This window comes from Pseudoalteromonas sp. SCSIO 43088, from assembly GCF_023650795.1.
GTDB classification, from domain to species: domain Bacteria; phylum Pseudomonadota; class Gammaproteobacteria; order Enterobacterales; family Alteromonadaceae; genus Pseudoalteromonas; species Pseudoalteromonas shioyasakiensis.
Genome location: NZ_CP072675.1, coordinates 1,787,771 through 1,800,909, shown reverse-complemented (window position 1 = coordinate 1,800,909; position 13,139 = coordinate 1,787,771). Strand labels below are relative to the sequence as shown.

The window sequence follows — 13,139 nt, the reverse complement described above, 5'->3', positions numbered from 1 at the left end:
GCGTTCACAACGCGGCTTTTTTGTGTGTAATGTTTTTAAATAACAACCTGTTGAGTACCTAGGTGATTTGCATAGCCACCTACAAGAACCTTATAAACACCCTGCTCATCCGAATAAACACTGGCAGAAATATGTGAACTGCACCCCATTGCTCTGCCTTGTTCAAACATAAAACGGTTTTCTTGCTGTATAAATACATGTTTTGATAAATAGCATGCAAGCGCGCCACTGGCGCTACCGGTTGCTGACTCTTCGGGTATACCAACCAAAGGCGCAAAGTTACGACAACTTGCAGTCAGCTCACTTTGCTCTTCACACAATTCAAAGGCATGCACACCAATCACGTTATGCTGTTGGCAGAAGTCGCTAAGCGCTGCCTCATCAATAACAATTTGATCTAAGTAGCCATTCGGCACAGCGACTATAATATCTGGCAATCCTGTAGTTATTACATCAATTGGCAAGCCTGTTTCTGCTAGAGTCGTTTCATCAAGTCCTAATAAGCCTGCAAGGTCGTCATAAGCAAAGTTGCCTAGGTATTTTGGCAAGGCTTGCTCCATGATAACTTGACCGTCTTCGGCGATTGTTACGCCTAACAAGCCCGCTTTTGTTCGCTGAGTGTAATAACCTGGTTTTAATAACCTTTGTTCGAAGAGCGTAGCAAACACCGCTAGGGTTGCGTGGCCACAAAAATCAACTTCTTCAGTTGTCGTAAAAAATGACACAGCAAAGTCAACTTCATGATCTTGCGCCACAAATGCGGTTTCTGAAAAGCCAATTTCTTTTGCAATAGTCAGTTTTTCTGCGTTTGTGAGTTTATCTGCATTCAAAACGACACCTGCTGGGTTGCCGCCTGTATTATTTGCACTAAACGAGTTAACTAAAAATGCAGTTATTATCATTATTGTATGCCTTGGTTTAAATTAAATTCATAAAACAACATGCCATTTTCCTTAGATGCTTGCTCTTCAAAAGCCAATTTTTTTAAAAGTTTAATTGATGGTGTATTTGATTCATCAACACCAGCAATGAGCTTATGCCAGTGTGGCTGAGTATCAGCCAAGTTTATAAATCCCTGCAATAACTCAAATGCAAGACCCTGCCCCCAATATTGCTCAGCTAACAAATAACCAATATGAGCATTATGGTTTTCGGTATATATAAATAAAAGCCCAACAACTTCTTGATGTTCAGATTGCAGCATTAATAAGCGGCACTCGTTAAGCATGTTACCCAACCACTTTTCAGCAACAGCTATAGAATCTATCCCCTGAAAATAACCAGGTAAGTTTGCAACTACAGCAGGGGTTAATATCGTTGGTAAGGCAATCGTTAATTGATGATGCTCATCCATTGACGAGCTTGCGTCTATTTCAATCACATTTAATCTTTTTGTAGTGAAAGATAAATTCATTTTTCATCACCTAGTAAAAGCAATAACAAAGTGAATTATTACTTAGACCATTTATTTGAAACAACTAAGATTGCAACACTAACGCTTATTACAGCAAATAAAAGACCTATAAGCAGTTGCTGGTATGCAATGAAGATTGAAAACCCAATAGCAGCACCGATACAAAAAATAGCCCAGTATTAGCTTTGTTGCGTTTTATCATGGCCGTATCCCTCATCTGTTACCTCATCCTTGATGTTTCTTCTAATTATTGCTGCTTGGTATTTCAGGGTCGAGTTTCCCGCCTTCTCTAATATAAAGGCTGTCTTTTATCAATTCCGACAAGTACTCAGCATAACCTTTTAACTCAGGATCAGTCACCGATTTCAATGCTGTTTCCAAATCGTCTAAGTAACCTACATTTTTATTTTGCTCTGCAAACTGCTTTGAGTAGTTAGTCGCCAAATAAAGATATTCAAGTCGTTTATATCCATTTAAATCTCCATTAAGGGCATGTTGAATATCTTTAAATGCTCTAGCTCGATAGCTATTTGCCTTATTAAGGTTACCTAAAGACTGCTGCCAACGAGCAAGGATTCTTAGCAACTTATTTTTAAAAAATTCATCTTTTTCGCGAAGTGCGTAAGTTTGCTCGAGAGTTGGCTTCGAAATGTGTTGAGACGCAAGAAATTCCGTTATTCTCTCAATTTCTGCAGGTTTAAGTTCGTCAAAATCACCAATTAAAGCTATAAAACCCGATGTCTCGCAAAACCAAATGCCATTTCTATCCGTATGCGGCCAAAACACCTGATCATATTTTGATGGCCAACTGTAAATATAACCACCATAGCTTGCAGGCTCAGCAACCGCACATTTTGCACCCTTAACGATTGGGTCATCTACTTCTAACTCTCCCCACGTTGTTGAGTTAGCAAAAGATGATAAAACCAATAAAGCCACTGATAACTTTTTTTTCATAAAAACTCTCTTATAAACATCTTTAAAAATTAGATTTGTTGTTACATCTTCACGATATTCACTAGAACGTTTCAAAATCAGTTAAGGGGTTATAATTGTCATTTTAATTTTCAGCTGGTTGGGTTTATGGATGAATTACCACTTGCCAGCAGCCTCCCGAGGGCATGCATTTTTTATCTCTGTGACAAGTTTTCTTTGCTGAGCCGTCGGTTCACCTTCAACATTCGCTACCTCATCGACGAGATAACAAATTGAAGCTGCTTGCTCTTTTGTTACTTTATCTAAGCATCGCTCAATTACTTTGTGAGGTTTATTGTAAACGTCACTAGTATGCCCTAATAAATGCACACTTGAGCGTAATAAATCTGTAGCTTCTTTCATACTTAAATGAAATTCACTGTTAAAAAGAGCTAGAATTTTTTCTTTTTGTTCTTTACTCATTTCTCCATCTATTTTGGCCACTGCAACCATATATAACGCAGCCACATCCATCGGTGAATCTAACTTAAATGCGGGATTTAAATCATGGTGTTTTCTGAACTTACGACGTCGGTGCCAGCTAAAAGGATTCAACCAACCAATATCTATCCCCCCTTCTTGAAGTCGATTCAGTAACACCAAAATGGTCACTACAATACCTAAAACACCTAATACAACATGCATAGTTTTTCCTTATTTTTATCGCAGTTAATTGTTATTTATTTTTTAAATTCTTCAGCTGTAAAATTGCTTTTAAATGTGAAAGCATGTGGTGTGTCGCCGTTTTCTCGCAGATACTGCAATCTCTCTAATGCCTCTTGAGGGGTTGGAATATGGTTATCTTCAATCCACCATAAAACATAGCTATCTTCAGTTAAGCGGTGAAACCATTCACCTTTTCTGCGCATAAAATCTCTGTGATGTGTGCGAAACATAAAATTTTTAAGATCTTCAACGCTTTCCCACACAGACATATTGATTATCATATTCGGATCATCAAACAATTTAATATTTGTGGCATCACCCGATTCGTCTTTTAATCGCCATACAAAACCAGCACTGCTTTCAGCAACGCCATTTATTAAATCAAGATTATCAACAAAATCTTTTATTTCTGGCGCATCTAATGGATATTTAGCAAGAGCGATATTCAATTGAGCAAGTTTCATTTATGACTCTCCTTAGCCATCGGGGAAGTTTGTACCTTGAGTGTATTAAAACTAAGCGATACTGAAAGAAAAGAAAAGCACTTTTACGCCTTCCACTATTCGAATTTTTATATTAATCATGCTAAAAACCATCTGTAGATGTTTTACTAAATCAATGATGGCAAATGGAACTACTTTATCTAATCTCCGCCACCGCAATCACCGCCGCCGTCAGAACATGAACTGTCCGATGAACAAAAGCAAAGTAAATATTAGAAGTAAATTTTTACTTAAGCTTAGGTAAAGCGAGTTGAAATTCTAAAGCTGTAAATTCATTTCTAGTGTAAGGCCCAAAAACGAACTCATTATGTTCTGCATATTTATGATCGTTCACTTTATCAATATAAAAGTAAGAACAAATATTTTCAGGGCAAGCCAAAACCGAAATGTATTTATCGTTAGACGCAATCAATTTAGGTTCATCTATACGTCCAATGAATGCACCTTCACCAAGCGAGTAGCCTAACTTTTTTGAGTTATCACTAAAATAGACTTGATATGGAGGTTCTTCCCAAAGCGGTGAACAACCAAGAACAAACAGTGATATGAATAATATAAGTTTCTTTGTCATTAATATACGAGCTAATTTTTGTTGTTATTTAACCATTCAAAATACTTCTCTAAGAACAAATGAGCATCACCCAACAAAAGTTTATCATGTGCCATTACAAGCTTCTTAGCGTGCCAACCTAGCATGGTATTAAGATGGCTTTTGATCCTTAATCTCTTGGCATATAAGTTTAAACTTTGCTTTTTTAAAGCGATTCATAAAAGAGTTTAAATAAATTAACTGACCGTATTCATCCATAGTTGATTCTCTGTGAGATACACCTAACCAATGCTGGTAAAAGTCATCAAAGTCAGAATAAGCAATTTCTTTTGAGGCCCCTTCTACTAACCAACAATGCTCTATATCTATTAAATCGAGATTAATTGTTTTGCTTAAACTCAGCCCGAGCATTGCAAGCAATAATTTGAGCTCTTCTAAATTATTCAGGCATACAGATTCTTGCAACTCAAACCGAGACTCTAAGTTATTTAACATATTAGTATCTAAACTATTTACCGCTACAAAACTATAGTGATGCAATGTTTCTTCCTTGTAGTAGATAGTGTTTTAAAGTACCCAAAACTAAAAAGCCCAGCAAGTGCTGGGCTAAAAACGGTTATCTATCGTCTTATCGCTTAAAACTTGAAGCTTAAACCAGATTAACTTTCGTCCTGCTCCATAAAGCGCTGAAGCTGGTCTTTAAGATTAGGTGGAATACCTTTGATCACTAGTGTATCGGTTGCTTCGTTATACATTACGCGTTCACCTAAGTGTTTACGTTCAAAGCTCACGCTAACACCGCCACCCATGCCAGAGAACTTCACCATGCTAGTTACTGTTTTCTTATCAACAGGGAACGACTCTTCTAAGTCATAACTTTGCTCTTGGCAGAAGCTTTCAAATGGACTGTCGTCATTTTTCGATAAGGTTGCAGAAAGCTCTTTAACGTTGGCATCTTCACCTGTGGTTACGCAATCATTACAGTAATCAAAAACTTGCTTACGTAGCTCATCTTTCTCTGACTTGTCGTATTGTTGCTCAGATAAATAGTCTTCTACAGCACTAAGCATAACTTGGCTTTGTTGTTTAGGGTCAATACCCTCTTCGCAGCCTAAAAAGTCTAAAAAGAAGTCAGCCACTTTACGACCTGCACGACCTTTAATAAACGACACATAGCGATTATCTTCTGGTTGAGTATCCCACGCAGTTAAATCGACACGTGCAGCTAGTTGCATACGCGAAATATCTAAGTGACGTGATGAAGCTAAATCAAGCTCAGAAGTAATTGAGTAATGCTCTTTAATATTGATCATCGCAATTAACAAAAAGTCACTTGCAACATATTGATAATGGCAAAAAACTAAATAACCCGTTTCATTAAAGGCATACTTATTTAACTCTTCTTTTAGCACATTTGTTGCTTGCTCTGTCATGTGCCAAAAGCCAAGTTCGTCGTTACGGTAACTTTGCATAGCCGAAGCAACAATGCTGTTTTTCTCGCCGCTGAATGCACAATAGCCTTTACCAGGCTTACCATTATATGCATGGTGTAGCTGCTCTATAAAAACGGCTACTTTATCGTTAACAACCATCTCATCATTGCGTAAATGAATATCTGTATCGTCATCTTTTTTGTCTACATAATGAACGACTAATTTTTTAACATCTATTGTCATCTTTGTTTTTCACGCCTCTGGTGTTAAAATACGGGAATATAACTCTTTTTATCGAACCAACTGATGCCTATCATATCAAAATATTCTAATGAGCAAGTAGAACAAATCGTTGATCAGCTGATTGATGTACTAACAGAGCACAAAGCGCCTGTTGATTTAAGCCTTATGTGTTTAGGAAATTCTATCACGCATATTTTAAAAGAGCATGTACCATCAGAGAAAAGACAAGCTGTTGCCGACAACTTTGCAAAAGCATTAGCACAGTCGGTTAAATAAGATTTATGAATTTATCGCAACAAAGTCAGTTTTCTTCAAAAGTAAGTCAGCTTTTAAGTTGGGGCCATTGGTTCACCTTTGCAAACATAGGTTTAGTGCTATTTATTAGCTTAAGCTACTTAGTTGCAGACAGTGCACCGACAACCTTCATGGGCTATTTATACATGCTCGTGACCTGGTTAAGCCACACCAGCTTTATTACTTTTATTGCCTTTGTTTTAACGATATTTCCATTAAGCTTAGTGTTTCCATACCCTCGGCATATCCGAGGGATGGCAGCCATTATTGCAACCCTCGGCGCGTCATTCTTAACGCTTGATGCCTATGTTTATTTTAACTTGGGTTATCACTTAAATACGTCTGCTCTACCTGAAATCGTTTCTTTGTTGTGGCACCGCTTAACAAGCTCACCAGCATTAACAACGATTCTTGCAGGCGGCATTGTGCTGCTAATTTTAGCGTTCCAGTTATTAGTCAGTAACTACACCTGGCACCACTTAGCGCGTTTAAAACAATATAAGTTCCCGCGCTATGCAACCAGCACAATTTTAGTGTGTTTTGCACTTAGCCACAGTATTCATATTTGGGCTGATGCTAATTTAAAATTTGATATCACTAAACAAGATAATGTATTGCCGTTGTCTTACCCTACAACAGCCAAAAGCTTGTTAGCTAAAAACGATTTACTAGATCTAGAAAGCTATAAAGAAGCACACGATGTAAGACTTGACCCACATAATATCGATTACTTAGCACCTACTCCACTTGCCGAGTGTAAAGCTGAGTCGAGTGCGACTATCGATATTTTAGTATTTGAGAATAATGCTGACCTAGAGCAATTTGTTGCCACTGAGCCTGCATTACGTAAGACAGACTTGTTCTTACAACCTGTAGAAACCGAAGATACGTTATTTAGTTTAGTTTACGGCCTGCCAGCATTTTACAAAGCCCCAATTCTAGATAAACAGCAACTGCCTGTGTGGCTTGCTGATAATCGCTCAATTCAAATTAATGGTTTTGAACAATTCGAATTTATTAATAACGACGATCAAAACCCTGCGGTTCGCCTTGTACGTGCAGACGCCACAACACAAGCGCGTGAATCTGCTAACGCCGTGTTTGCCTTTAGTCTCGCACAGCAGAGCAATGGTATTGTTACAGCCTCTCGTTTATACAGCTCAGATAAAAAAGTTGTACAAACCGAAGGCCTTATTCAACCAAGTGATATTATCGCCACCAGCGTGGGACATTACCTTGGTTGTAAAACACTCGCAAAACAAAGCATGTTGGGTAGTAACTTATACAAACGCCATGACGACACCGGTGTTAACTACTCGCAAAATGTATTTATCGCATTTAAAAAAGACAGAATTACCCTGATAGATTCAGACGGTAACTTTAAAAACATTTCAGCAGCGCAAGGCTTTGCCATTGAACAAGGCTTAGATATTCCATTCTTAGTGCAAAGCATTAAAAAGCTGAAACAATATACGCCCTAGCGCTTATTGATAAATCATTATTTCGAGCTAGCTTTAGATATTAGACACCTTAATTGATTAGGAGACACGGACGTCATGAAAGCCATAATCATTTATCTAATATCACTTACACTACTTTGTTTTACCAACACATCACTTGCTGCTACCACAGAATACTATAAATGTGTCACAGACAGAGGCACGGTATTTAGTGAGTTCCCCTGTGGTAGCCGTGCAACCAAGCACAAAATTCAAGTCACCGACCCAGACTTACAAGCTCCGCAAAACTTCGTTAAAGAGCTCAACGAGCTTGAGCGCCAGCAAATTATCAGAAACCTCGAAGCCGAAATTCGAAGCTATAAACACCGTTTAGATATCTTAAGCCGTGATCGAGACCGAGCTCAGTACCAGCAAGAACAGCGCTTAAACCGAATTTTGTCTGATAAAGAAGCTAAAAAAATTAATAAAGACATTAAAAAACAGCTAAAAGCAATTAACAAGCAATACGGGCGCGACGTAAAAAGCGTTAATAAAAAACTCGCAAAACTTGAGAAAAAACTAGCTCGCTATAATTAAATACACTTTACTATTGGGTTTGAAGAATAAATAACATATTCTTAACACCAATAGAGTTATTGCTCTATGTTGGTTTAAGTAAGGAGTTTATATGCAGCCACAACACATTGCAGAGTTAATTTTATCTGGGTTTCGCAATCACTATAAACTCTTTCAAGCAATTACTGCCAAAGCACCACTCGCGTTTGCAGATCGTGATTGGCAAAAAATAAATGAGATAAGCAAACTCAGAATTAGCCATTACGATGATCGGGTGAACGAAACCATTGCTAAGCTAAAGTCGCTTAATGAACAGCAAATTATTACCTTAGATCAAACCTGCTGGCTCGAAACCAAACAGCTCTATCAGCAATTTTTGCGCTTTCACCCTCAGGCAGAACTTGCCGAAACCTTTTACAACTCTGTTTTTTGTCGTTTATTTCATCGTCGTTATTTTAATAATGACTTTATCTTTGTAAAAGCGACGCTTGCGGATGCCCCAGCACTACCAATGGAAGTTGAATACCGCAGTTACCACCCTGTTGTTGATGGCTTAAGACCCACAATACGCAAAATTATTAATCAGTTTGATTTTAAAGCACCCTTTGTTGATTTAGAACGCGATATTCGCTTGCTGGTAAAAGCCTTTTATAAACAAGCGCCTGATACACATCACCAAGCATGGCAAATGCGCTTTGATATACTGCAAGCCCCGTTTTACCGTAATAAAGCGGCTTATATTGTTGGCCGTGTGGTATCAGAAAGTGGCGTACAGCCATTTATTATTGCGGTATTGCATCATGAAGACAAAGGGCTATACCTCGATGCCCTACTCACCAAATCATCACAAATGCGGGTTATCTTTGGTTTTGCTCGTGCTTATTTTATGGTTGAAACCCATGCGCCATCAGCGTTAGTACGCTTTTTAAATCAGCTTATGCCGAATAAAACACTGGCTGAGCTATACAATGCAATAGGCTTTCATAAACAAGGTAAGACCGAGTTTTACAGAGAGTTTTTAAGTCATTTAGATCATTCAAACGATCAGCTTGTAATTGCCCCTGGTACACCGGGTATGGTGATGATGGTATTTACCCTGCCGTCGTTTGGATATGTGTTTAAAGTCATTAAAGACACCTTTGGAGAAAGCAAACCCTTTGGCCGCGATACCGTATTAAAACGCTATCAATTAGTAAAAAGCCATGACCGTGTTGGCCGCATGGCCGACACCATAGAGTATTCGAACGTCGTATTTCCACTAGCCCGATTTGATAGTAAATTACTTGCAGAGTTACATAAAACCATTGGTTCTTCGATGATTATTGAAGGCGAGTGGTTAATCATCAAGCATTTGTACATAGAAAGACGCATGACACCGTTAAATCTGTTTCTTGAAAATGCCAGTGAACAACAAGCGTTTGAAGCAATAGAAGAATATGGCCAAGCTTTAAAAGAAATGATCGCCGTAAATATTTTCCCAGGCGACATGCTGTTGAAAAACTTTGGGGTGAGTAAACATAATCGCATTATTTTTTACGACTATGATGAAGTTCAGTACCTAACAGACATGAACTTTCGCGCCTTACCAAAAGCAAAGTCGTACGATGATTACTTAACCAATGAGCAAAGTTACTCTGTGGCACCGCAAGATGTGTTTCCAGAGCAATTATGTACCTTTGTGACAGCAAATCCGGTGTATAAGCAATATTTATTGAGTACACACCCAGAGCTTGAAGATCCAGCCTATTGGCGACAAGCACAATACAATTATAAGCAAGGTGTAGTTAGCCACATTTATCCATACCCTGCTGCACAACGATTTATCCATTATTGGTAAACACCAAGGACACACAATGAATATAAGTAAAATAGATTTAAACTTACTTGTTTACCTAGATACGTTACTAAGGGAGTGTAATGTAACTAAAGCTGCTAACCAGCTAAGCATTACGCAACCTGCCATGAGTAATGGCCTAAAAAGACTCCGTAATTTATTTAACGACCCTATTTTAGTGCGTACCAGCGAAGGTATGGTGCCAACAGAGCGCGCAAAAGAATTACAACCGGTGATCCGCGGCATTTTAATGACCCTTGAAGAAACACTGGCACCAAACCGCGAATTTGAAGCATCACAAAGTAAACGTGTTTTTCGTATCATGGCCAGTGACTACGCAGCAAGTACCCTTGCCCCACGCTTATTAAGTAAATTACACGAAGAAGCGCCCGATACCACACTCGATATTTTGACCCCAAGTGATGTTACCTTCCACGATGTTGAAAACGGTAAGGTAGATATGGCTATCAACCGCTTTGAAAACTTACCGCAATCGTTTCACTATAAACAAATTTGGAAAGACAGCTTTTGTTGCCTAGTAAAAGCAGATAACCCAATTATCAAAGACTTCAGCCTCGACAGTTATTTAAAAGCGCGCCACATCTGGGTTAGTAAAACAGGCTTTGGTGTAGGTGTGGGTATGGACCCTAAAGATGTGCAAAAGCTAGGTTGGGTGGATGAGGCGCTCGCTCACTTTGGTAAACACCGTAATATTGCCACCTTTACCCGTAACTACCACGTTGCTATTCACTTAGCGAAAGAACAAAACTTGGTTGCAACGTTGCCTTCAAAAGCGGCGAATATCTATTTAGATGATCCGGGCCTTAAAATTCTTGAGCCGCCATTCCCTATTCCGCCATTTGAGCTAGATATGATTTGGAGCCCGCTATTACACCGTGATGCAAGCCATATTTGGTTACGCCAAAAGGTTGCAGAAGTAGCCGACGAGCTTAAGTAAGATTTTACCAACAAAATTGTAATTATTGCTGATAAGCAAGGTGTTAGCTTAGCTTATCAGCAGCATCTCTCCTATTAAAAACCAATAACCAACTGAAATACAATAACTTTATATTTAAGTAATGAACTGGAATATGCTTTGCAAGTATCTAATTGCATTGTTTTTAATATTCAAAAAGAGGTCATTATGAATACTCATCAAGGACAAGACGTTCATCATATTGCAGATATCATCCAAGTTATGAATAGCGGTATCGATTTTTATGAAAAAGCACAGGAAAAAGTAACCGACCCAAGCATTATTGCCCTATTTCAACGCATGATAGATGCGCGTAAAGTAAGTGTTGAACGCTTACAACCTTATGCTATTAACGAAAATGGCGAGCGCGAAAATGGTTCTGATTTTGCTGTAGAAGCACGTAAAGCCTATACATCACTAATTACTAAACTAGGTGCCGACAAAAACGCCACCTATGTTAGCGAACTTGAAGAAGTTGAAGATAAAACACTAGCCGAAATCAAACATGCGCTTAAAAAACCACAACCCCATGATTGTGAAGCCGCGTTATCTAAAACCCTGCTGACAATTCAAAGTTGTCATGCTGAAATGAGTAAAATGAAAAAGCATTAAATTGTGAGAGTGCAAAGCCCAGTTAAGCTGGGCTTTTATTTGTTTAGATTTAGATAAGCGGTTCGTATCTTATCTGAGAATTTTACTATTAGTTTGGAGCTTCATCTTTGGCAGCTTATATTCGCCATTTATCATTACATCGTCAGGGCCATAGCATCGAAGTGTTACGAAGAAGGGACCATCAGGCGCAGGTAGCCAATTAGTGTACTTATCGCCTTTAGGTTGCTCATGCTGAACATAAACCGTAAGTGATCCATCATCGTTATAGCGGATACCATCAGTTCTGGGACCTAGTGAATATCTGTCGATCGGATTAGCGACGAGATAGCGACCGGGAAGATCGAATAATGTTACAGACCAAAAGAATTTCACGTTCGGCAAATCTTTCTTCTCGAAATGAATGACGTATTTGTGTTTTCCGTCTAAGGGCTGACCACTAGAATCCAAAGACCACTGGCTATAAAAAGCCTCTTCTACAGAATTGGCGTAAATTCCTGCAAATGCCCCAGCAGCTCGATAAAGATAGTTATTTTTCAATTGTTCCCGTGAGCCATACACTTCGCCAGAATTGGTGAGTGAAGGCATCACCTCTTCGATTTCTTTCAATCCTTGCTCGACGCCATCAGTCAATGCTTGTTGGATATCTCGCGGTAGACTTTTGATATCGAATGGCGCACCAGCTTTGATGCCGATCTTTTCGAATCTTTTTAGAAGTTCCTTTTCAGATGGGTGAGGCTGAGTAAACTGCAAGAGAAAGTTTAAATAAGCGATGAATTCACCTGACAATGCACGACTCTCATTCCATGCCGGCCACGCTATCTCTGCAGCGGGTACCGGCGGCTTTTGACCTGCGAATTCACTGAGAGGCTGCAACACATATTTGTGCTGGATAGCCAACATGTTTTCCACATCACTCTCACCTTTGAGCTCTGTGCGAGTGAGAGTTCCTATAAATTCACTCTCACTGCGAAATACTTTCTTAATAGATGCAGGAACCTCGCCGTTCCATTCAGGCCCTGCGAAGAGATAGCTCCCCTCTCCAAATCCAGTTGCTCGAGCGCCAGTATAGGCAAAATTATGTGTGAAAAGATCAAACCACTGCTGTGTGTAATAGCGTTCTCCAGACACTTCGGGCAAGCTCAACACCCACGGTTCCGCCCTCAAGTCGAGCCACGCCCAGGAATAAGGAGTGTCATTATTGGGCGCATTTATATCCTTATCTTCAGGGGTGTTTAGTCTAGTGTAATGACGATATCTTCCGAATCCGCCAATAAAACCCGGGTCAAGTGGATCTTGGGTTTGCGCCACCATGGTCTTATACCCGTATAGCATGGGATAGGCGAAGATAAATGCCTCTTTAGCAATCTTATGAGCTTCTTCAAGTGAAGTAATTATCTGTTGCGACTTTACGCCCTGAGCATACAATCCTAGCAGAGTGATTGAGAACATAAACAGTAAGTTTTTGATATTTATATGTTTTAGAAGTTTCATTCCATTTCCCTTTCTATTTAATCGCTTCAATGCATCCTCCGTATCAGGGCAGAGAGCATACTCTAAGAATAGGTATTTTTTGACCACTTATCAACACTGTAATTGTCCCGTTTACGTGATACATGAAAGGGTA

Annotated in this window: 15 protein-coding genes; 6 read left to right on the top strand and 9 right to left on the bottom strand. The window is 39.2% G+C overall.

The window, feature by feature from the left end; genetic code table 11:
- Positions 1-35: 35 nt before the first annotated feature.
- The 8 genes from J8Z28_RS08370 to yejK all read right to left on the bottom strand — a co-directional run bounded on the left by J8Z28_RS08370 (position 36) and on the right by yejK (position 5,784).
- Positions 36-902 carry a PhzF family phenazine biosynthesis protein gene (locus tag J8Z28_RS08370; RefSeq protein WP_250660297.1) on the bottom strand — a complete coding sequence of 289 codons (867 nt, stop codon included), beginning with the start codon at positions 900-902 and terminating at the stop codon, positions 36-38.
- Positions 902-1,414: a GNAT family N-acetyltransferase gene (locus tag J8Z28_RS08365; RefSeq protein ID WP_055198665.1), complete on the bottom strand. Its 513-nt coding sequence runs from the start codon at positions 1,412-1,414 to the stop codon at positions 902-904. The genes J8Z28_RS08370 and J8Z28_RS08365 overlap by 1 nt, the downstream gene beginning before the upstream one ends.
- 243 nt (positions 1,415-1,657) lie before the next feature.
- Entirely contained in the window at positions 1,658-2,371 is a 714-nt protein-coding gene (locus J8Z28_RS08360; protein WP_250660296.1) for a hypothetical protein, read from the bottom strand.
- 135 nt (positions 2,372-2,506) lie between these two features.
- Positions 2,507-3,034, bottom strand: a complete 528-nt coding sequence (locus J8Z28_RS08355; protein ID WP_250660295.1) for a tellurite resistance TerB family protein — start codon at positions 3,032-3,034, stop codon at positions 2,507-2,509.
- A gap of 35 nt (positions 3,035-3,069) precedes the next feature.
- Positions 3,070-3,519: a DUF3291 domain-containing protein gene (locus J8Z28_RS08350; RefSeq protein WP_250660294.1), complete on the bottom strand. Its 450-nt coding sequence runs from the start codon at positions 3,517-3,519 to the stop codon at positions 3,070-3,072.
- A gap of 265 nt (positions 3,520-3,784) precedes the next feature.
- Positions 3,785-4,129, bottom strand: a complete 345-nt coding sequence (locus J8Z28_RS08345; RefSeq protein WP_054561353.1) for a hypothetical protein — start codon at positions 4,127-4,129, stop codon at positions 3,785-3,787.
- Positions 4,130-4,258: 129 nt separating this feature from the next.
- Positions 4,259-4,648: a hypothetical protein gene (locus J8Z28_RS08340; protein WP_054561352.1), complete on the bottom strand. Its 390-nt coding sequence runs from the start codon at positions 4,646-4,648 to the stop codon at positions 4,259-4,261.
- A 119-nt stretch (positions 4,649-4,767) separates the two neighbouring features.
- On the bottom strand, positions 4,768-5,784 hold the full coding sequence (yejK, locus tag J8Z28_RS08335) for a nucleoid-associated protein YejK (protein ID WP_054554703.1): 1,017 nt from the start codon (positions 5,782-5,784) through the stop codon (positions 4,768-4,770).
- A gap of 63 nt (positions 5,785-5,847) precedes the next feature.
- Between yejK and J8Z28_RS08330 the strand changes: the two genes are divergently transcribed.
- The 6 genes from J8Z28_RS08330 (at position 5,848) to J8Z28_RS08305 (ending at position 11,515) form a co-directional block, all read left to right on the top strand.
- Positions 5,848-6,060 carry a YejL family protein gene (locus J8Z28_RS08330; protein WP_036967930.1) on the top strand — a complete coding sequence of 71 codons (213 nt, stop codon included), beginning with the start codon at positions 5,848-5,850 and terminating at the stop codon, positions 6,058-6,060.
- Positions 6,061-6,065: 5 nt separating this feature from the next.
- The gene (locus tag J8Z28_RS08325; RefSeq protein ID WP_250660293.1) at positions 6,066-7,559 is read left to right on the top strand and encodes a DUF3413 domain-containing protein; all 1,494 of its coding nucleotides are present in this window, start codon (positions 6,066-6,068) and stop codon (positions 7,557-7,559) included.
- Between the two features lie 75 nt (positions 7,560-7,634).
- Positions 7,635-8,114: a DUF4124 domain-containing protein gene (locus J8Z28_RS08320; protein ID WP_055021030.1), complete on the top strand. Its 480-nt coding sequence runs from the start codon at positions 7,635-7,637 to the stop codon at positions 8,112-8,114.
- Positions 8,115-8,205: 91 nt separating this feature from the next.
- A complete protein-coding gene (gene aceK, locus J8Z28_RS08315; RefSeq protein ID WP_054561349.1) occupies positions 8,206-9,930 on the top strand; it encodes a bifunctional isocitrate dehydrogenase kinase/phosphatase in 1,725 nt (574 codons plus the stop codon).
- 16 nt (positions 9,931-9,946) lie between these two features.
- Positions 9,947-10,885 carry a LysR family transcriptional regulator gene (locus tag J8Z28_RS08310; RefSeq protein ID WP_054554698.1) on the top strand — a complete coding sequence of 313 codons (939 nt, stop codon included), beginning with the start codon at positions 9,947-9,949 and terminating at the stop codon, positions 10,883-10,885.
- Between the two features lie 186 nt (positions 10,886-11,071).
- Entirely contained in the window at positions 11,072-11,515 is a 444-nt protein-coding gene (locus J8Z28_RS08305) for a ferritin-like domain-containing protein (protein ID WP_054554697.1), read from the top strand.
- A 69-nt stretch (positions 11,516-11,584) separates the two neighbouring features.
- Here J8Z28_RS08305 and J8Z28_RS08300 read toward each other — a convergent pair whose 3' ends face one another.
- Positions 11,585-13,006 (bottom strand): DUF1254 domain-containing protein, encoded by a 1,422-nt coding sequence (locus tag J8Z28_RS08300; protein ID WP_250660292.1) that lies wholly within the window; start codon positions 13,004-13,006, stop codon positions 11,585-11,587.
- Positions 13,007-13,139: the final 133 nt, after the last annotated feature.

What these genes read in the sequence shown, in the direction of transcription:
- J8Z28_RS08370 (WP_250660297.1), bottom strand. Translation starts at nt 902, where the DNA reads ATGATAATAACTGCATTTTTAGTTAACTCGTTTAGTGCAAATAATACA.
- J8Z28_RS08365 (WP_055198665.1), bottom strand. Translation starts at nt 1,414, where the DNA reads ATGAATTTATCTTTCACTACAAAAAGATTAAATGTGATTGAAATAGAC.
- J8Z28_RS08360 (WP_250660296.1), bottom strand. Translation starts at nt 2,371, where the DNA reads ATGAAAAAAAAGTTATCAGTGGCTTTATTGGTTTTATCATCTTTTGCT.
- J8Z28_RS08355 (WP_250660295.1), bottom strand. Translation starts at nt 3,034, where the DNA reads ATGCATGTTGTATTAGGTGTTTTAGGTATTGTAGTGACCATTTTGGTG.
- J8Z28_RS08350 (WP_250660294.1), bottom strand. Translation starts at nt 3,519, where the DNA reads ATGAAACTTGCTCAATTGAATATCGCTCTTGCTAAATATCCATTAGAT.
- J8Z28_RS08345 (WP_054561353.1), bottom strand. Translation starts at nt 4,129, where the DNA reads ATGACAAAGAAACTTATATTATTCATATCACTGTTTGTTCTTGGTTGT.
- yejK (WP_054554703.1), bottom strand. Translation starts at nt 5,784, where the DNA reads ATGACAATAGATGTTAAAAAATTAGTCGTTCATTATGTAGACAAAAAA.
- J8Z28_RS08330 (WP_036967930.1), top strand. Translation starts at nt 5,848, where the DNA reads ATGCCTATCATATCAAAATATTCTAATGAGCAAGTAGAACAAATCGTT.
- J8Z28_RS08325 (WP_250660293.1), top strand. Translation starts at nt 6,066, where the DNA reads ATGAATTTATCGCAACAAAGTCAGTTTTCTTCAAAAGTAAGTCAGCTT.
- J8Z28_RS08320 (WP_055021030.1), top strand. Translation starts at nt 7,635, where the DNA reads ATGAAAGCCATAATCATTTATCTAATATCACTTACACTACTTTGTTTT.
- aceK (WP_054561349.1), top strand. Translation starts at nt 8,206, where the DNA reads ATGCAGCCACAACACATTGCAGAGTTAATTTTATCTGGGTTTCGCAAT.
- J8Z28_RS08310 (WP_054554698.1), top strand. Translation starts at nt 9,947, where the DNA reads ATGAATATAAGTAAAATAGATTTAAACTTACTTGTTTACCTAGATACG.
- J8Z28_RS08305 (WP_054554697.1), top strand. Translation starts at nt 11,072, where the DNA reads ATGAATACTCATCAAGGACAAGACGTTCATCATATTGCAGATATCATC.
- J8Z28_RS08300 (WP_250660292.1), bottom strand. Translation starts at nt 13,006, where the DNA reads ATGAAACTTCTAAAACATATAAATATCAAAAACTTACTGTTTATGTTC.